This is a genomic window from Methanobacterium congolense (assembly GCF_900095295.1).
Classification (GTDB): Archaea; Methanobacteriota; Methanobacteria; order Methanobacteriales; family Methanobacteriaceae; genus Methanobacterium_C; species Methanobacterium_C congolense.
Window position 1 is genome coordinate 1,061,179 of the sequence record NZ_LT607756.1, and the last position, 18,239, is coordinate 1,079,417.

At 37.6% G+C, this 18,239-nt stretch carries 19 protein-coding genes; 15 read left to right on the forward strand and 4 right to left on the reverse strand.

Going from position 1 to position 18,239, the window contains the following annotated elements:
- Positions 1-174: 174 nt before the first annotated feature.
- The 6 genes from MCBB_RS05050 (at position 175) to MCBB_RS05080 (ending at position 7,602) form a co-directional block, all read left to right on the forward strand.
- On the forward strand, positions 175-1,335 hold the full coding sequence (locus MCBB_RS05050; RefSeq protein WP_231916414.1) for an ATP-binding protein: 1,161 nt from the start codon (positions 175-177) through the stop codon (positions 1,333-1,335).
- A 585-nt stretch (positions 1,336-1,920) separates the two neighbouring features.
- On the forward strand, positions 1,921-2,496 hold the full coding sequence (locus tag MCBB_RS05060; RefSeq protein ID WP_071906736.1) for a type 1 glutamine amidotransferase family protein: 576 nt from the start codon (positions 1,921-1,923) through the stop codon (positions 2,494-2,496).
- Positions 2,497-3,035: 539 nt separating this feature from the next.
- The gene (locus MCBB_RS05065; protein WP_071906737.1) at positions 3,036-5,405 is read left to right on the forward strand and encodes a beta strand repeat-containing protein; all 2,370 of its coding nucleotides are present in this window, start codon (positions 3,036-3,038) and stop codon (positions 5,403-5,405) included.
- A 168-nt stretch (positions 5,406-5,573) separates the two neighbouring features.
- The gene (locus MCBB_RS05070) at positions 5,574-6,404 is read left to right on the forward strand and encodes a methanogenesis marker 8 protein (RefSeq protein WP_071906738.1); all 831 of its coding nucleotides are present in this window, start codon (positions 5,574-5,576) and stop codon (positions 6,402-6,404) included.
- Positions 6,405-6,657: 253 nt separating this feature from the next.
- A complete protein-coding gene (locus MCBB_RS05075; protein WP_071906739.1) occupies positions 6,658-7,002 on the forward strand; it encodes a zinc ribbon domain-containing protein in 345 nt (114 codons plus the stop codon).
- A 249-nt stretch (positions 7,003-7,251) separates the two neighbouring features.
- Positions 7,252-7,602: a VOC family protein gene (locus MCBB_RS05080; protein ID WP_071906740.1), complete on the forward strand. Its 351-nt coding sequence runs from the start codon at positions 7,252-7,254 to the stop codon at positions 7,600-7,602.
- Between the two features lie 314 nt (positions 7,603-7,916).
- Here the strand turns inward: MCBB_RS05080 and MCBB_RS05085 are convergent, their stop codons facing one another.
- Entirely contained in the window at positions 7,917-8,165 is a 249-nt protein-coding gene (locus MCBB_RS05085) for a hypothetical protein (RefSeq protein WP_145976012.1), read from the reverse strand.
- Between the two features lie 113 nt (positions 8,166-8,278).
- Between MCBB_RS05085 and MCBB_RS05090 the strand changes: the two genes are divergently transcribed.
- Both MCBB_RS05090 and MCBB_RS05095 read left to right on the forward strand, forming a co-directional pair.
- Positions 8,279-8,626 (forward strand): PadR family transcriptional regulator, encoded by a 348-nt coding sequence (locus MCBB_RS05090; protein WP_071906742.1) that lies wholly within the window; start codon positions 8,279-8,281, stop codon positions 8,624-8,626.
- Between the two features lie 3 nt (positions 8,627-8,629).
- Positions 8,630-10,693 (forward strand): Coenzyme F420 hydrogenase/dehydrogenase, beta subunit C-terminal domain, encoded by a 2,064-nt coding sequence (locus MCBB_RS05095; protein WP_084789801.1) that lies wholly within the window; start codon positions 8,630-8,632, stop codon positions 10,691-10,693.
- Between the two features lie 240 nt (positions 10,694-10,933).
- Here MCBB_RS05095 and MCBB_RS12085 read toward each other — a convergent pair whose 3' ends face one another.
- Positions 10,934-11,077 carry a hypothetical protein gene (locus MCBB_RS12085; protein ID WP_171899046.1) on the reverse strand — a complete coding sequence of 48 codons (144 nt, stop codon included), beginning with the start codon at positions 11,075-11,077 and terminating at the stop codon, positions 10,934-10,936.
- A gap of 220 nt (positions 11,078-11,297) precedes the next feature.
- Between MCBB_RS12085 and MCBB_RS05100 the strand changes: the two genes are divergently transcribed.
- From MCBB_RS05100 to MCBB_RS05120, 7 genes are all read left to right on the forward strand, one after another.
- Positions 11,298-11,756, forward strand: coding sequence for a hypothetical protein (locus MCBB_RS05100; RefSeq protein WP_231916415.1), 459 nt, complete (start codon positions 11,298-11,300; stop codon positions 11,754-11,756).
- A gap of 302 nt (positions 11,757-12,058) precedes the next feature.
- Complete coding sequence (locus MCBB_RS05105; protein ID WP_084789806.1) at positions 12,059-13,027, forward strand: ARPP-1 family domain-containing protein; 969 nt, start codon at positions 12,059-12,061, stop codon at positions 13,025-13,027.
- 85 nt (positions 13,028-13,112) lie between these two features.
- Positions 13,113-13,271, forward strand: coding sequence for a hypothetical protein (locus MCBB_RS12090; RefSeq protein ID WP_171899091.1), 159 nt, complete (start codon positions 13,113-13,115; stop codon positions 13,269-13,271).
- Between the two features lie 62 nt (positions 13,272-13,333).
- A complete protein-coding gene (locus MCBB_RS05110; RefSeq protein WP_071906744.1) occupies positions 13,334-13,618 on the forward strand; it encodes a putative quinol monooxygenase in 285 nt (94 codons plus the stop codon).
- 260 nt (positions 13,619-13,878) lie between these two features.
- Positions 13,879-14,844, forward strand: coding sequence for a M14 family metallopeptidase (locus MCBB_RS05115; protein ID WP_071906745.1), 966 nt, complete (start codon positions 13,879-13,881; stop codon positions 14,842-14,844).
- Between the two features lie 672 nt (positions 14,845-15,516).
- Entirely contained in the window at positions 15,517-15,654 is a 138-nt protein-coding gene (locus tag MCBB_RS12100; RefSeq protein WP_171899047.1) for a hypothetical protein, read from the forward strand.
- A gap of 68 nt (positions 15,655-15,722) precedes the next feature.
- Positions 15,723-16,448 (forward strand): methyltransferase family protein, encoded by a 726-nt coding sequence (locus MCBB_RS05120; RefSeq protein WP_084789822.1) that lies wholly within the window; start codon positions 15,723-15,725, stop codon positions 16,446-16,448.
- An 81-nt stretch (positions 16,449-16,529) separates the two neighbouring features.
- Here the strand turns inward: MCBB_RS05120 and nifU are convergent, their stop codons facing one another.
- Positions 16,530-16,919, reverse strand: coding sequence for a Fe-S cluster assembly scaffold protein NifU (nifU, locus tag MCBB_RS05125; RefSeq protein ID WP_071906746.1), 390 nt, complete (start codon positions 16,917-16,919; stop codon positions 16,530-16,532).
- Position 16,920: 1 nt separating this feature from the next.
- Positions 16,921-18,081, reverse strand: coding sequence for a cysteine desulfurase NifS (gene nifS, locus MCBB_RS05130; RefSeq protein WP_071908005.1), 1,161 nt, complete (start codon positions 18,079-18,081; stop codon positions 16,921-16,923).
- Between the last annotated feature and the right edge of the window lie 158 nt (positions 18,082-18,239).

An 18,239-nucleotide genomic window follows, 5' to 3' on the forward strand; every position in this document is an offset into this window, starting at 1 on the left:
TTTATACAAATTAGGAGACAATCAATGCATCACTTGACATCCAAATTGGTGATTTACAAAAATATCAACAAAGATAGCATCTTGTTTAGGTTATCCAATATCTGCCAACGATTTGAGGCAGAAGACTATGTGAGAGAAGATCTGATTTCAGATATTTACATCGAAATCAATCGTATGCTTGATATTTCAACGCTTTATGGCTTTGATAAAAATCTGTGGCACAATTACCTGGCTTTTCTTTTATCCATGACTGAAAACCCCTTCACGCTTGTTTCGGAAAAGGTTGGAACCAACGAAGGTACCGTAAATAAATTTGCCCGGAACGATTTTGACATCTTCAAGCAATTGTTTGACTACGACTTTTCTAAAATAGAAAAGGAACTGGACATTGATTGCTTTACGATCATCATGAACTACAACGCTGTGGTGAAAAGTGAACAGATCTTCAACAAGAGCGTAAGTGAAAAAGTTCAAAAACTCAGTCATACCATTGAACAGGCCAAAGATGGCGAAGAAGTATACAAAATCGTTACAGATTTCTACAAAACATATGGTGTCGGAGAATTTGGACTAAATAAAGCCTTCCGTATTTCAAATGATGATACGTCCAGAATCCTTTGCCCCATCACAACGACCAGTGATGTGATGCTGGATGATCTGGTTGGCTACGAATCCCAAAAGAGTGAACTGGTGCAGAATACAGAAGCCTTTGTTGAAGGGCGCAAAGCAAACAACGTTCTACTCTATGGTGATGCAGGCACTGGAAAATCCGCAAGCATTAAGGCAATCTTAAATAAGTATTACAGCCGCGGGCTCCGTATGATAGAGGTCCACAAACACGAATTCAAGGAATTACCGAAGGTCATTGCAGCCATAAAAAACAGAAACTATCGTTTTATAATTTATATGGACGATCTGTCCTTTGAAGAGTTTGAAATTGAGTACAAATATTTGAAGGTGGTTATGGAAGGCGGTTTAGAAACAAAACCTGAAAACGTACTCATCTACGCAACATCCAACAGGCGCCATTTGATCCGGGAAACATGGAGTGATCGTTCGGACATGTCTGAGGATGAACTGCACCGTTCGGAGACTGTGAATGAAAAACTCTCCCTGTCGGCGCGGTTCGGAGTGACAATTGGTTACTACACTCCCCAGAGGAAAGAATATTTCAACATAGTCACAACCCTTGCAAGGAGATACCCTGAAATCAAACTGACAGATGAAGAACTAACATCTGCAGCAAGTAAATGGGAAATGCATCATGGTGGAATGTCAGGACGTACAGCACAACAGTTCATAGATTCCTTGCTTGGAACTCTTGATCCATCCTAATTTGTTTTTAGAAGATAAAATGCAGAAATAAAAAAAATCAAACGCAACTTTCAATGTTTGCCTGACAATTTAAAGGATATAAGATGGATAATACATGATTTTCAGCACATTCGATTAAATAAATTTTATGGAGTGAAGATCTTAATTTAAAATAAAATAATAATCTAATAAATAAATCAAAACTTCATCTATAATACATTGAAATTCAAAAATCATAAACTTTCATTGTTCACGAGGAATTTAGGTGTTTTAATGAGTTTAATCCATTGTCCCAAATGTCAACGTAAGATAAGTTCAAAGAATATAAAATGTCCCTATTGTGGATATCAAAGAGCCAATGATTATTTCTTTGATTGGCCTTTATTTTACTTGACAACCGTGAGCGTATTTATGTTAGTTGTAATAGTTTTTCTTTCATATTTTCAAGGTGTCTTTCAAGGTATATTTTTAGTTGTAATGGCAATATTGACTTTATTAACTATAGTATTGCCCGTAAATTTATTAAAAAATTTATTAATAAAAAGTATGGACATGTCTGATGTCAATTAAGGTTTAATCTAATTATGTTAATGGAGGCCCATTTACATGAGAACAGCATATCTATTAGTATTTAACGGTTTATCTGATTGGGAACCCGGTTTAGCGGCGGCTGAAATCAACAAATCACGAGATTATTCTGTAAAAACAGTTGGTTTCAACGAAGACACCATAGTAACCATGGGTGGGGTTTCTATAGTTCCAGATTGTACCATCGATAAAATCAATTACAATAATGCTGCTATTATTATTTTACCCGGTGGAGGAATGTGGGAAAACGATCCAGTGATGGATATGGTTCCTGTTGTTGAAAAATTCATAAAGATGGACATGCCTGTTGCAGCCATCTGCGGAACAACTGTTTTTTTAGCCAGACATGGATTTTTTGAGGGCGTCAAACACACCAGTAATGGGGAAGCGTACCTTCAGAACTTAGTAGGAAAGTATAAAGGTAATGATTTGTATGTTAACAAGCCTTCTGTTTCTGATAATGGGATAATTACCGCCAATGGAATTGCTTCTCTTGAATTTGCCAGAGATGTGCTTGCTGAACTTGGTATTTATGATAAGGATACCTTAAATGTGTGGTATGATTTTTTTAAAAACCCACAGTTGGATGAATAATATTTGCTTCTCATATAAACTCCATTTTCTCTGAACTTAATGTCTGTTTAACATTCCTCCAATGATTACTATCACGATATAATTTGTTATCTGATTTTTCGCATCAACAAGAGTAACCCTGTTACTTGCCTCATACAGAATGGCATCAGAGGAGTTTATTGGGAAAGGTTTGGCTACTCCCTTTTCTATTTGTGTTTTTGTGAATAACCATGGTTTGTTGTATTTGAACAGTTTTAATGTTTATTGAATATTTTTGTATTTATTTATCAGTTTTTAGATAGTAATACTGGTTTTTATTTTTATATTCTAGTTAATATGTTGTGGAACTGTTTAATTTAAATGTTTATCTTCTATGGGGTTGATATTTTTTGTAAATTGTTTTTATTCGCTCGGATTATCCGTATTTTGGGGATAAAAATCGAAACTTTTATTTATTGTGAATGTATTATCTTGGTTTGGATATGATAATATAATCATTTTATATCCCGAATAATCATGAAGGAGGTGAAAAACTGAAAAAACAAACAAAAACTACTAAAATGTTAGTATTGATGGTTTTTATTGGTCTTTGTGTTGTTTTAACGGCCTCAAGTGTCAGTGCAGCTTCAACTGTTTATGTTAACGCAACAGGAGGTAACGACGCCAACACTGGAACAAGTGACAGTCCTTACCAGACAATAGCTCAAGGAATAAGCGGCGTAGATGAAAATGGAACCGTATACATTGCAAATGGTGTTTACAATGGAACAGGCAACACAAACATAACTATAGACCATAATATAAGCATAATTGGTCAAAGCCAAACAGGAACCATAATCAACGGAACAGGCACCAACTGGATATTCAAGATCCTCAGTGGTGTAACAGTAAATATAAACAATTTAACATTCACTAACGCAACAACAACAGGTAATGGTGCTGCCATTCACAATAGTGGTACTTTGGCTGTTGGTGATTGTACTTTCACAGGTAACATAGCAACAGGAAGTTACCCTTATGATTTTGGTGGTGCTCTCTACAATGATGGTACTGTTACTAATGTAATTGGATGTACTTTCACAAACAACACAGCATCATCTCTTGGTGGGGCTTTCCTCAATTATATGGGCACTATCAATAATATAACTGGTTGTACTTTCACAAATAACATCGCAACTGCGGGTGGTGCTCTCTACAATTATGGAGGTACTATTACCACTGTGAATGGTTGTAATTTCACAAATAACACCGCAACTGGTGCTGCTGGTGCTATCGCCAGTTATAATGGAGGGATTACTAGCAATGTAATTAATTGTACTTTCATAAATAACGCAGCAAAAGATATTGATGGTTGTGGGGGCGCTATCGCTCTCTGGAATACAGGTACTCTTAATGTGCATTACAGTTCTTTTGTAAATAACACTGCACCACAGGGTAATGCTATTTACAATTTTGATGGTTCCGTGAATGCAAAAGACAATTGGTGGGGTTCTAATAATCCAGTATGGACCATCCTCATATCCAGAAGTGTGGATCATTCGACATGGCTCTACATGACAATGAACGCAACACCAAACACTATCAACAATACTCAAAGCAGTTTAATCACAGTTAGCTTCAACAACCGTTATAATGGTGCTACAGTTATTGCATTCGATCCTAGTACTGGTCACATACCAGATGGAACACTTGTAACATTTACCAGTACGTTGGAAAGTTTCAATCCTATGGCCACTACGGTTAATGGTATTGCAACTGCACTGTTCACTGCAAAACATGCAGGAACTGATTATCTCAATGCAAATACTGATGATCAAACTGTTTCAACATTGTTAACAGTAAACCAAGGACCTACCGTTACTACTGTGGGTGGTGTTAGTAGTTATGCTGGTCAGAATGTGACTTTAACAGCTAATGTGGATTGCCATGGCAATCCTGTCAACGAAGGAACTGTTACTTTCACTATTGGCAGCACCACATTAACCCCCGTTACCATAACTAATGGTTTAGCCACCATTAACTGGACAATACCAACCACATGGACCGCTGGTAACTATACTATTGTTGCAGACTATTCAGGTAGCAGTAATTATTTAACTTCTACCAATGGTACGAATTTGACTGTAACTCCAAACCCTACTGCTGTTACTGTGGGTGGTGTTAGTGGTTATGCTGGTCATAACGTGACCTTCACAGCAGATCTGGTGGATTCTAATGGAAACCCAGTAACTGATGGACAGGTAACATTCAGGGTGAACAACACCAATATCGGTACTGTTGATGTTTCCAATGGAGTAGCTACTTTGCAGTGGACAATACCAACTAATTGGACCGCTGGTAACTATAATGTTGTTGCAGAGTATTCTGGAAGCAGTAACTACTTGGCTTCTATCAATAGTACTTTGTTAACGTTGCAGCCATCTTCTTATCTGTACTTGAACACTACAAACTCGAATAGTCACCCTACTGTTGGTGACACATTCATATTAACCTACAAACTCAGCAACAGCGGACCGGACAACGCAACCAATGTTATAATGTCTTTCCAGGTACCAGCTGGTTTAGAATTTGTAAATGCAACTGTTGACAATGGAACAGTTACCTACAACCCAGTAAATAGGACAGTAACATGGACCTTAACCAATGTAGAAGTAGGAGATCCCTACCTGTACCTCACAGTCAAAGCATTAGGAAGTGGAAGTTACTCTATCACACCAACGATAACCTCAGAGACATTCAACCAAAACAATGACCCACTAACGCCGTTCAGCATCAGTGTACAATCACAGAACAACTCTAATAGTAACACAGTGAACGCTGCATCAACAACAAAAACAGTACCAATGCAAACCACGGGTATGCCAATAGCAGGACTAGTACTGGCTATTCTCGCTGTACTTGGAGGAGTATTCACACCAAGGAAAAAATAAACACCAATTTACCTTTTTTCTTTTTTTAAGGATCAAAATCATTAAATCGTTTGCGGAGGATGATGTTCCAATTTTGAATCCTACATAAAATGTGAATTTTTGTTTTTAAAAAGAGTTAAATTGTCTTTTAACTTAGTATGTATATCAATTTTTTACAGGTGGTACGATATGGATGAGCATATAATTGAAGCCCTTGGTAGAACACGGGTTGTGGTGAGGGAGGGAAATGTTGTTGAGGTGGGAGAACCTAAAATCAATTACTGTCCTATTTTTGATAAAAACAGGGGAATCAAAGATATTACGTCTGAAGCCGTGCGAAAAAATATAGAATTTCGAATTAAAGACTTTGGAATGTGCACATCTGAAAGAAAATTGCGTATGAAAGATTTCCTTTCCTTTGGAGTATCAGAAACCTTGAGCACATTACTCGATGAAAACATGATCGATTGTGCTGTTATCGTCAGCGAAGGGTGCGGAACAGTTATTTTAACAGATCCTGAATTTGTTCAAGGAATGGCCGGTAGAATATCAGCTTTCATAAGTACAACACCAATTACCCAGATCATAGAAACTATTGGACCTGAAAATGTTCTTGACCCTGAAACAGCTGAAATTAACCAGATCAAAGGTGTTTTAAAGGCCATTGACACGGGTTACAGGAACATTGCAGTTTCAGTTGTATCAACAGAGGATGCTAAAAAGCTTCGTGGAATCGAAAAAGACAATGAAGACGTTAATATTTACATATTTGCAGCCCATGTAACCGAAATGTCCGAGGAAGATGCAAAAGTCCTGTTTGACACTGCAGATATTATCACAAGCTGTGCATCCAAATACATCAACGAAGTGGGTAAAGATAGGGAAGTGTTCAAGGTCGGCACATCTGTACCCATATTTGGACCTACAGAATCTGGAGAAAAATTCTTAAAAACAAGACTAGAAAAAATTGGAGGATTAAAAAACAAACCCAACGCCAAAATACCGGATCCCCTAATCTAAAAAGCTTTTAAATTAATTAAATTTTTAACCAACCCTTATTTTTTTACATTTTTACTGGAAATATAATAAAAAAAAGCAATTGTTCAAAAAAAACTTGTTGTTCAAAGATGTGTATGCTTTGAGCACTGATTTTTCCAATTTATATATTTTGGGCACGATTTATTTTTGATGCCACACTTTGAATCTTCCAGTAATGATATTATCGAAAGACAATTATAATACTACTTTAATATTATGATTGAGGTAAAAGATCATGATTAAGTGTTCAGAATGTGGATTTGAAAATCCTGAAGGGAGTAAATACTGTTCTGAGTGCGGAAATGAACTAAAGACTGCCTTAAATAAACCTGTTAAAGAAATGAGCAACCTCTGGTACCTTGTAACATTTTTTATCCCCTTAATGGGCATACTTGGAGGCATGTACTACTGGGGAAAAGGATATAAAAATGCCCCTATGGTCCTATACTTCGGCCTGTTCATGGCAGTTATAAACTTAATAATTGCCTTTTGGCCTTACATCTATAATCTTAAATTTAATTTGGGTTTATTGTTTAAGTATTTGAATTTTAATCTAATCAACTCATCAATAACACAGTAAAAGGTTACCCTTGTTATATTAAAGAATCCCATCAAATACATTCGTAATACTTATTGTAGGTTAACTTACATTAAACGTAAGGTTAGCTCGTTCCATAATTTGAATCTCCAGAACAGACTCTGAGCATAATTAGTATAATTCCACTTGCGACTTTTAACTTATGGGCCTTTGCTCTCCATTATACTTATAAGTCTGCTTCTATTTTATAAGATTGGAAATGAAAATAGAAGTATTGGTTGGTGATAAAATATGAAAATTAAGTACACTACCATGATAGTTAAGGATATGGATGAATCAGTTAAATTCTATAGAGATGTTATGGGATTCGAGGTAGATAGTCAATACGATCTAGGACCCGCAGGAACCATCACACTACTTAAAGGTGAAGGAGAAACTATGGTGGAACTCATTAAAAATCCTGTGGATGAGACTGGGCTGTTTTCGGTGGGGATGGATGTTGAAGACGTAAACGCCACAGTGAAAGAACTTAAATCAAAGGGTGCTAAAGTCACAATGGAACCCACACCAATAACAGTGGGGACCCTGGCCTTCATAGAAGATCCAAACGGCGTCAAAATAGCATTGATTCAACATCACTAATTTTTTTTTAAAATTACTGCCTATTTTTAGTACTTGTACTGGTTTTTTCTGCAATGGTAACTGTATTTTACAAGATCAGTAAAAAAAACCTTCATTTTTCAAAGTTAACTTTAACAACTTTGATTTATCAGTTAATACATTTTTATAAATTCTAAGTACTAAAACACCTAAAATTGGAAATAGGAATGATAAAATGCTGAATAAATCAAATAGACCATTGTAGTAGTCTGGATTAACGGCCTTGCTACGGCAATTTTAAGAACTGGTGGGGCCTCGGGTGTTGCTGAAATAACTGCCGGTGATTATCAAAGGGTTCAAACCTTTGTAACTATTCTTGGATCAGGAGACCCATCAGCAAAATCAAAGGTAAATGCACAAACTATCCCAATGCAAAACACTGGAATGCCAGTAGCAGGAGTAATCATATCTTTCATAATGATACTTGGCGGATTTATTGGCATTCGAAGGAAATAATAAAGAATTTTGGCCTTCCTTTTCCCTCTTTTTTTATTTAAAATCATCCGAAAGTATCTCGGGGCTGAAATAATTTTTTTACGACTCAATTTTTTAACTCCTCCCTCATTATCTTCATTAACAAAACTTATATACTGTGTGCCACACAGTAATGTGTGTAACATAAGTCATTGTACCACATGGTATGTGGGGGATAGTGAAAATGAGCAGTATCTTTGAAAGGTTCGAGAAGGAAATGAGGAGGGGAGCCATACAAGTAGCATTGATGTGTTTGCTTGAAGAAGAGCATTACGGCTATGAGATCACAAAGAGCCTTAAAAATTCTGGGCTAAAAGTGGAAGAAGGAACCTTATACCCCCTTCTCAGACGTCTTGAAAAGGATGAACTCCTCTCGAGCAGATGGGACACTGGGGATTCAAGACCCAGAAAATACTACGCAGTAACCGAATATGGTAAAGGAGTCAGGGAGAACTGGTTGGAATTTTTTAAATCAATCAATGGATCAGTTGAAGAATTTGAAACCAACCTAAAAAATGGAAAAGGTGACTGAAAGATGCACATAGATGATTATATAAAAGAAGTAACAAAGAATATGGGTCCAGATCAGCAAAAAGAAGTTGCTCGAGAACTCAAAACTCACATTCTGGACAGTGCAGATGCCATTGCCCTTGAGAGAAACGTTGAAGTTGATGAGGAAATGGTTCAGGAAGCTATCTCAAGGATGGGAACTCCAGAAAAGCTTGCCAGAATGTACCCAAACTTAGAACACCTATGGAAACTTGATGAAATAGTTGAAAGCGACATGTGCGCAAAATGCGGTACCTGTGCTGTGATATGTCCCAACAACATCCTTTCCTTTGACGGCAAACCTGAACTAACCGAAGAATGCCTTAGAAACGGTCATGGGATGTGTTTTGAGGTTTGTCCACGTGTCTCCTCTGGAAAGTACCAGATAAAGATAAGGGAGAACTTCAAGGAGGAAATGTACTATGGAAGGGGATCATCCAATGGACAGGACGGTGGAGCAGTCACAACTTTCCTAAAACACCTCCTTGAAAAGGATAAAATAGATGGAGCCATAGTTGTTGGTGATGAGTACTGGAAACCAGTTTCACTCATAGTTCAGAGTGCAGATGACCTGGCTCAAACCTCCAAGTCAAAGTACACTATATCCACACTTGAAGCCCTTAAAACAGCCGGTGAAATGGGGATTGAGAGGGTTGCAATAGTAGCCCTCCCATGTCAGATAAACGGCCTTCGTAAACTCCAGTACTTCCCCTACCTTGCAAAGCACGAGGAGGAACTTGGAAGAACAGGCAAACCAGTGAAACTCCCAAAAATTGAATACCTCATAGGCCTTTTCTGTACAGAAAAATTTGACTACGGAAACCTGAAGCAGATCCTGCAGGAGAACCACATAAAACTGGAGGATGTTGAGAAGTTCAACGTTAAAAAGGGAAAACTCCTTGTCTACGTGGATGGGGAAGAGAAAAAGATAGATCTCAAGAAGATAGAACTCTGTGCTGGATGTAAGATGTGCAGGGACTTCGATGCAGAGCTTGCAGATGTTTCAATTGGATCCGTTGGAAGTCCAAAGGGCTACTCAACCGTTGTCATCAGAACCAGGAAAGGTGAAGAGATCAAGGAAGCCATGGAACTTGAAGAAGGTGTTGATGCCAGTGAAGTGGAAAAACTCAAGGGATTCAAGCTTAAAAGGTTCCAGAGGGAACTTCAAAGGAGAAAAGAAAATGATGAGTTCATATCATTTTACTGGGCCTCAGACTATGCAGGTGTTTCAAAGAGGGCTGACGGAACTTACTTCATAAGGATACGGGCAAAACCTGCAGGATGGTACGATACAGAGGAAATCAAAGAGGTTCTTGATGTTGCAGAGAAGTACGATGCAAGGATCAAACTCACAAACAGGGGAGCCTACGAACTTCATGGCATCAGCGGCTTTGATGTTGAGGATGTTGTTGAAAGGCTGAACTCCATGGGCCTTGTAACAGGTTCAGAGGGACCACTTGTAAGGGCAACACTCGCCTGCCCAGGTAAGGAGAACTGCGGCAGCGGACTTATAAACACAACGGAGATATGTAGCATTATCGAAGACAGATTCAGGGAAAGACCAACACCTTACAAGTTCAAAATTGCAGTCAGTGGCTGTCCAAACAAGTGCATGAGGCCCCAGATACATGATGCAGGTGTTGCAGGTATAGAGTTCCCCCGAACCAACGAAGACAAATGTAACGGCTGTGGAAGATGTTCGGAGGTCTGCAAGGTTGAGGCCATAAACATCAGGGGAGAAACATCCTACACCAACTACGACATCTGCGTTGGCTGCGGAAAATGCCTGAAGGCCTGCCCACACAGTGCAAGGGAAGTTAAAGAAGACGGATTCATGCTCTACATTGGAGGTAAAGCTGGAAGAGAACTTGTTGAAGGTGTCAGTACCAAGGTGCAAACGGTTGATGAAATAACATCCTACATAGACAGTGTGCTCAGGGTTTACGATAGGTACGCAGACAAACCACAACGGGAAAGGCTGGCCGCAACCATGAAACGTGTTGGCCAGACAAAATTCCTCAACGAGGTTAAAGAGGGTCTTGAAGAGTGAGAACCCTTAAAACCTACTTTTTTTAAATTATTTCTTTATTTTTCATTATTTATTCAAATTTAATATTATCACTATTTCCAGCTCATGACATCCTTTGATAAGAATGATGAAGATAAGTAACAAATTTGGTAATAAATTGGATTTAGAATATTCAAAGGCCAAAATAGAATTTCTATTAAATCCAGTTTAATACCTAAAAAATAGAAAAAAATCTTATTTTTTTCACGGTTAGCAATTAGGTTAACCTCCTGACAGCATTGTAACAAGGCCACCAATGATGAGGAATATTGCTGCTAACCAGGCATAGATGTATATAAAGGCTGGAATTAACCAGATAACGATTGCAATAATGATACCCAGTATTAGCATTGCGCTACCGCTCATTTTTGCAGGTTCCATTGCTTCACCTCCATACAGTTTAATCCCTAACTCTTTTTATGTCATACAATAGGAAATATATTTATTTTGAAGCGCAAATAGAAAGTTTTTTAAGTAAAAAAAAGTTATTTCCGGGCTTATTTTATAGTTTTTTAATAAAATTTTATGAAAAAATATTTATCAATTATTTTATAGATCAATAAGTAATAATAAAAGGAGGGATTCTTTGAAAGCTGGAATAACAGTTTTAGGAGCCATATGTCTATTGATGGTTGTTGTTTTTGCCTCAGGTTGCACAAGCAATGAAAAAGTACTGTATCAATACAAATTATCATCGGGCCAATCTCCAAATTATGTAGGCGCACAGAACATTACAGTGCCCAATGGAACAAGCACTGTTAAGGTTCAGTGCGAAAATCTGACCAGACTCAATTCTAATTTGAATACCTCGTATGTGAACATATACTTATTAAACACGGTTCCAGTGACTGTTACCTTAACTGGGAACAACACAAACATTGTGGCAACTTACAACAAAAGTGTTGTTGAAGAGAAGAGCATTAATTTAGCCAATGAAACCAGTCCACTATCACAAAACTTTACATTCGACAATACACAGACAAAGGGCATTCTAATTGTCAACGTAAACGCCAAGGGATTTATCCAGATACTCACGTCTTATTGAGTAAAAAAAGCACGGAAAGAAATATACCTTTCCTTAAACTCTTTTTTTATACCTTAAACTTTTTTTAAATAAATTAATTCTTATTCTTTTAGGAATACTTCTTTTATGAGATTTGAAAACTTATTTATGAGTTCTTTTTCAGTTAAAACACCTCATTACTCCCTAGAAATTTTTCATTAAACCCACCTTTACTTCCATTTATTCTATATCAAACATTATAAATTCTAATATTTATTGAACATAGATATATTTATTAATGACAAGTTGCAATATATATGTGAGGCGATAATGTGAACGCTATAATGGTTGAGTATATGTATGATATGGATATGGGGGAAACCCAGGTGCACGGGGGAATGTCTGTGATCCCACTCTTCAACGGTACGGAAGATTCAGGTTACATTACCCTGAAAGAAGCACTGGACTCAGAATTACTCGTTATAACAGAATTAAATGAACATGGTACAGTTCCTGAGTTAAAGGTTCATAATCTGGGGGATGTTCCTATTCTGCTCCTTGACGGTGAGGAACTGGTCGGTGCAAAACAGAACAGGGTCCTGAACACCACCATACTCCTGAAAGAGGGTTCTGAAACCGTAATCCCTGTAAGCTGCACAGAACATGGAAGATGGAGCTACACCTCGGATCGTTTCGCTGATTCTGGACACGTGGCAGCAAACCGTGTTCGTCGCAGCAAATCTGCATCTGTGTGCCAGTCACTCAGAAATCACGAGGGTTACCGCTCCAACCAGAGGGAGGTCTGGGACGAGATAAATGAACTGTCCCATGAGGCAATGGTGATGTCAGAAACCGGGGCGATGCGTGATGTTTACAGCTCAAGGGAGAAGGATCTGAAGGGATACATGGACGCATTCCCACTCATGGATGATCAGAAAGGAATACTGGTTATCATAAAGGGAGAAGTTGCAGGTATGGACAGAGTGTCCTCATCTGCAGCCTACAAACTCCTGCATGAGAAGCTTGTGAAAAGCTACGCCATAGAGGCCCTTCTTGATGAAAAAGAAGATAACTGTGAAGAGGATATTTCTGAAGCTGTTGACGTGTTTCTGGAGGATTTGAAGTCCTCCCTGGAGGAGACACATAAATCAGTTGGTTACGGCTACGATCACCGCTTTGAAAGTCCGAAAACTCTGGGTTCAGCTCTCATCCATGAAGACAGGGTTTTGCATTCGGCATTCTTCTGTAAAAGTGAAGAGAAACAGAGTATGTCTGGTTACAGGGAGAGGAGGAGTTTCAGGGACAGAATATAATTATTTCTATCTTCCATTTTTATAATAAATTCTTATTAAACTTTGTTTTTATTAGAAGTTTCAAATAAAACGTATAAAAGATGATATGGACTTTGGAGAACTTTTAAGGACTTTAATTGCCGGGATCATCATGGTTCCAGTTGGGGCAACCATATTCATCATTGGAGCATTTACATTGGCCTACGTCTGGTTGATTATACTGTTGGTTCTGATAATCGTCCTAGTGGTAAAGGCAGTCTCCTAATGAATTGATTTTACCAAAAGAAATATTAAAATTCAGATCAATAGGATTCAATTAGGAGAACCATGATAAAAGTTGTTGCCAAACACTTCATGAAGGTTGATAGGATCCATGAATTTTTAGAACGTGCAAATGAACTCATTGAAGCAAGCCTGAAAGAGGAGGGGTGTATCAGCTACGGACTCTACAAGGATTTGAACGATTCTGAGGTTGTTACCATGATTGAGGAATGGAAAGACATGGCTGCTCTTGACAACCACAAGGCTTCAGAACACTTTAAGAGGATCGTGCCAAGTTTAAATGAATTCTATGAAAGAGAAGGTGAAATCAACGTTTACAGGGAGATATAAAATAATTATACCTTTTAAATCATAGTTCACTTCTTTTTTTACATTTAAAGTTTGGAATATACTTTTTTTACTTAATAAAAACTTAAACAACTTTATTTTATACCACCAAAAGAAAAACATTATTAGTGACTACCACCAAATCATAAATACGTATTACATATTTTAAAATCTTTCTTGAGGCGGGGGATGATTTAATTAGAAATAGCGATAAAAATTTAGATATTAAGGGGAAGTCCATAATAATAGGTTTTCTTGCTTTAATGGCAATGTTAATGATTGTGATGCCTGCAGGTTTTGCAGCAAACAACACCACAAACGCAACACCCTATACCATCTCCACATTAGACAGCCATGTTGGTGCTGATCTGAGTAAAAACCCTGAAATAACAACTAATGTACCTAAAACTACTCTTTCAACTCAAATACTTGAAAAAGAGAAACAAGGTTCAACTGTTATTCAGTTTGGAAATGGTAACGGTAAAAAACTCTTGATATGGGCTGGAATCCATGGAAATGAAGAAGAAGCCAACATAGCAACCATGCAGTACCTGGAGTACATCAAAAACCAGAACTTCAATGGAACTTTGTACGTTGTTCCATTTGCAATTCCAAAGGATACTTCACTGAATTCAAGGTACTACGGCCCAATGAAATACACCTACACTGTAAAAGTTAAATACAAAAAGGTATGGTACAAAAAGGCCTACACAAAATGGTACAAAAAGGTTTACAGATCCCATGGAAAGAAGTACTACAAATGGGTTAAAAAAACCTACTACAAAAAGACCTACAAGTGGCTCTACAAATACGTGAAGAAAACAGGCTACAAATATGTGGATCCAAACAGGGTTGCCAATGTTCAGGGAACTCCAGGATGGAACGTTGTTCAATTCGCTAAAAACCATGGTATAACCAACATATTAGATGTTCACTCTGGTGGAGGTTTAACCTCATACACCAAGGGAGTTATATACGCCACAACATCAACACCAACATCTTCATATTCTGGTGAGAGCAACTGGGCCAAATACGTTAAGAGTGTAACAGGCTGTGCAGTTGAGTATGGTTCTGGTCAAGATGGAATGGTAAGAAACCAGGGACATCACTACGGTATCAGCACCATAACCCTTGAAGTTGAAAGGGACTATGGATCAACAGCAAATTATGCAGCAGTCGAGCTCAAAATGATCAAAGCTGCATGTAAATACTTTGGATTCCCAGGATAAAACGTTGATTTCATCTAACGATGAAACAACATTTTTTTATTTTTAATTTTATTTTAATTCAAGTTAAAAATCAGTTTAGAGTTTAAAATCATCTTTTTTAGGTATTGGAATTTTATCTAAATCTTTGATTTAATGTATTCTTAAAATAAATGTGAAGTCCCTGGTGATGAGTCCAGGGACATGAACCTACCACATTTTTTATCCATATAAGGAGGAAATGGATTAAATTTGCATGTCTTGTCTGTGGTAAGCTTTTCACTGTAAAAATTATGGGCCTCAAGTGGTTGTTATGTTAAAAAACTCATATCGTATATTCTTCAAGATTTACGGCTTTATTAATCCTTTGAGTTCCAGAGAAAGTATTTGGGTATTTATTTCCGTATATTTTAGGTTTTTTTAATTTTTTAATAGAATTTAAATCTAAATTACTTGATTTAATTATAAATTTTAATAAAAGGTTATAACTCCTCTCCCTAATAAACATATTGATATGTTTGTGAATGTAACTCATTATTTATAAAAAATCCAAAAAAATGAGGATCAAAAATTGAAAAACCAAAATTCTTAATTATCAATATTTCCCTCGTAATTTGATTAACGAAAAATAATAAATCACATCCAGAACAAACATAAATAATAAAAAGGAGGATGAGGGTAATGGTTGAAACCTGTATGAGTGAGAGCGAAATAAACGACTTTGTTGAGAACTTCAAAGGAATGTTGTGGGATGATGTGGACGATGCACTTGCAGGCATGACTAGAGAGGACATGATAGCCATTATAAAGGCCTTAAAAAAGAGATTCGGATGATCCTTTTAATTTATTTTTTTTAGGCAATTAAATTTTAAAAATGAGCCTTTGAAGGTGAGGATTATCTCATGGATACAGTTAAAGAAACTGCAATTCAATCTGAAAATAAAATCAATCGCCAAGGGGTAAAGGGTATTATTACGGGCTTTATTGGAATTTTTGCTGGCTTAATAATACTCCTGATTTCATCAGGTAGAATCAATTGGATGAATGAATGGCTTTTTTTCACTTTGATGTTAACCTATGAACTAATCTATGTGGGATTCCTCCTCAAAGTAAATCCTGGATTGCTCAATGAAAGGGCCAAATTGGTTCCAGAGGGGAGTAAACTTTTTGATAAGATATTTGCAGTTCTTTACATACCTCTTTATTTTTCTATTTTGATTATCTCTGGAATTGACGCAGGAAGATATGAATGGACGATCATGCCATTATGGGTTGTAGGTTTTGGAGTAGTTATGTTTATAGCCTCTTATTTCTTTTCATTCTGGGCGATGTATGTTAATTCATATTTTGAGTGCACGGTTCGTATTCAAGAGGATAGAAATCAGGAAGTGATTACCACTGGTCCTTATGGAATTGTAAGACATCCCGGATATATCGCAGGTATAATCTCCTTTTTAGCTGTCCCCATTATTTTAGGGTCATGGTGGGGTCTTGTGCCCAGTGCTATGCTAACAATTGCGTTAGTTACCCGCACGGCATTAGAAGACCTTACATTACAAAAAGAGTTACCAGGGTATAAGGAATACACCAAAAAAACGCGTTATCGTTTGATACCATGGGTTTGGTAAATAAAAAAAGTTAAAAAGAAAGTTTTGGATGAAAAATAATAAAAAAGAAAATAAAGAAGGTTTTAGCTTTTTAATAAAGATTTAACTTTCTACCTGTTCTTTCTCAGCCTGTTTCATCTTATAATCTGCAATTGCAGCGCGAAGGGCATCTGCAGCCAGGTTGGAGCAGTGCATCTTAACGGGTGGCAGTCCCTCAAGTTCCTCAGCTACGTCGTTACGTGTTATCTTCAGGGCTTCTTCTATGGTTTTTCCAACTGCCATCTCTGTTATCATACTGCTTGTGGCTATTGCAGCACCGCAGCCGAAGGTTTTGAACTTCACATCAGTGATGATGTTGTCCTCAACCTTTATGTATATGGTCATGAGGTCTCCGCAGGTTGGGTTTCCCTCAGTTCCCACACCATCGGCATCTTCTATTTCTCCAACGTTCCTTGGGTTCTGAAAATGGTCCATAACCTTTTCGCTGTACATATTATTCCCCCTTACTACACCATAATGGTGACATCTTTCTTAAAGTATCAACAACTTCCTTAATTGATGTTATTGCATGATCTATATCTTCTTCTGTGTTTTCACGCCCCAGACTGATACGCAGGGATCCGTGGGCCTCCACCTCTTCAAGCCCTATTGCCATGAGAACCTGTGATGGTTCAAGTTTGGTTGATGAGCATGCTGAACCAGTTGATGCTGCAATTCCCTTGAAATCCAGGTGAAGTATCAATGATTCTCCTTCTATACCTGTGAAACGGAAATTAGCATTTCCAGGCAGACGTTTTTCCCTGTCACCGTTGAGGTAAGCTTCTTCGTTTTGTTCTAAAACTGCATCCACGAGTTTGTCCCTGAGCCTTGTGAGCCTTGCAGATTCCTCATCTAGGTTTTCCTCTGCAAGCTGGCAGGCTTTTCCAAATCCTACGATAGCTGGAACGTTCTCTGTACCTGGTCTCAGCCCCCTTTCATGACCTCCACCGTGAATTATGGGTTCAAGGCGAACACCCTTCTTTATGTAGAGGGCTCCAATACCCTTGGGTCCGTAGAGCTTGTGTGATGATATTGAGAGCATGTCCACGTTTAAAGCATTCACATCAACCGGAATCTTTCCAACGGACTGAACTGCATCAGTGTGGAAGAGTATTCCATTTTCATGGGCTATTTTTCCTATCTCTGCGATGGGTTGTATTGTTCCAATTTCGTTGTTTGCGTGCATCACAGTTATGAGTATGGTGTCATCCCTGATTGCAGCTTCAACATCTGAAGCCTTTAAAAGTCCATCTGTACCTACTGGGACGTATGTGACTTCAAATCCATTCTTTTCAAGGTACTTACATGTTTCATGCACTGCAGGGTGTTCTATATTGGAGGTGATGATGTGTCTACCTTTGTTTTTGAGTTTGTAGACCGTACCTTTGATTGCGATGTTATCAGATTCTGTTCCACCACTTGTGAATATAATGTCTTTAGGTTCTGCACCTATGATTGATGCTACCTGGGCTCTTGCATTTTCCATTGCCCTTTTACCGTCTCTTCCGAGTTTGTAAAGTGTTGAGGCATTTCCAAATTCCTCCTGGAAGTATGGTTTCATTGCCTCAAAAACCTCTGGATCCACAGGGGATGTTGCTGAATGATCCATGTAAATCATGTTTCCACCTCTTGATTTCTCATGTACTATTTTTTTTATAATCTTGAATTCCATGAAATGAAATAAATATTAAATAAAATTTTAATAAATTAAATTTTAGGGGTATTTATCCATTACTGCACTTAGTTATATTGTTTTTAATTTAAAACACTTTG

Bases quoted from the DNA above. Each gene is read 5' to 3' on its own strand.
- MCBB_RS05065 (WP_071906737.1), top strand. From the start codon at position 3,036: ATGTTAGTATTGATGGTTTTTATTGGTCTTTGTGTTGTTTTAACGGCC.
- MCBB_RS12090 (WP_171899091.1), top strand. From the start codon at position 13,113: ATGGACTTTGGAGAACTTTTAAGGACTTTAATTGCCGGGATCATCATG.
- MCBB_RS05070 (WP_071906738.1), top strand. From the start codon at position 5,574: ATGGATGAGCATATAATTGAAGCCCTTGGTAGAACACGGGTTGTGGTG.
- MCBB_RS05090 (WP_071906742.1), top strand. From the start codon at position 8,279: ATGAGCAGTATCTTTGAAAGGTTCGAGAAGGAAATGAGGAGGGGAGCC.
- MCBB_RS05105 (WP_084789806.1), top strand. From the start codon at position 12,059: ATGGTTGAGTATATGTATGATATGGATATGGGGGAAACCCAGGTGCAC.
- MCBB_RS05075 (WP_071906739.1), top strand. From the start codon at position 6,658: ATGATTAAGTGTTCAGAATGTGGATTTGAAAATCCTGAAGGGAGTAAA.
- MCBB_RS12085 (WP_171899046.1), bottom strand. From the start codon at position 11,077: ATGAGCGGTAGCGCAATGCTAATACTGGGTATCATTATTGCAATCGTT.
- MCBB_RS05060 (WP_071906736.1), top strand. From the start codon at position 1,921: ATGAGAACAGCATATCTATTAGTATTTAACGGTTTATCTGATTGGGAA.
- MCBB_RS05115 (WP_071906745.1), top strand. From the start codon at position 13,879: ATGGCAATGTTAATGATTGTGATGCCTGCAGGTTTTGCAGCAAACAAC.
- MCBB_RS05080 (WP_071906740.1), top strand. From the start codon at position 7,252: ATGAAAATTAAGTACACTACCATGATAGTTAAGGATATGGATGAATCA.
- MCBB_RS05050 (WP_231916414.1), top strand. From the start codon at position 175: ATGCTTGATATTTCAACGCTTTATGGCTTTGATAAAAATCTGTGGCAC.
- MCBB_RS05110 (WP_071906744.1), top strand. From the start codon at position 13,334: ATGATAAAAGTTGTTGCCAAACACTTCATGAAGGTTGATAGGATCCAT.
- MCBB_RS05120 (WP_084789822.1), top strand. From the start codon at position 15,723: ATGGATACAGTTAAAGAAACTGCAATTCAATCTGAAAATAAAATCAAT.
- nifU (WP_071906746.1), bottom strand. From the start codon at position 16,919: ATGTACAGCGAAAAGGTTATGGACCATTTTCAGAACCCAAGGAACGTT.
- MCBB_RS05095 (WP_084789801.1), top strand. From the start codon at position 8,630: ATGCACATAGATGATTATATAAAAGAAGTAACAAAGAATATGGGTCCA.
- MCBB_RS12100 (WP_171899047.1), top strand. From the start codon at position 15,517: ATGAGTGAGAGCGAAATAAACGACTTTGTTGAGAACTTCAAAGGAATG.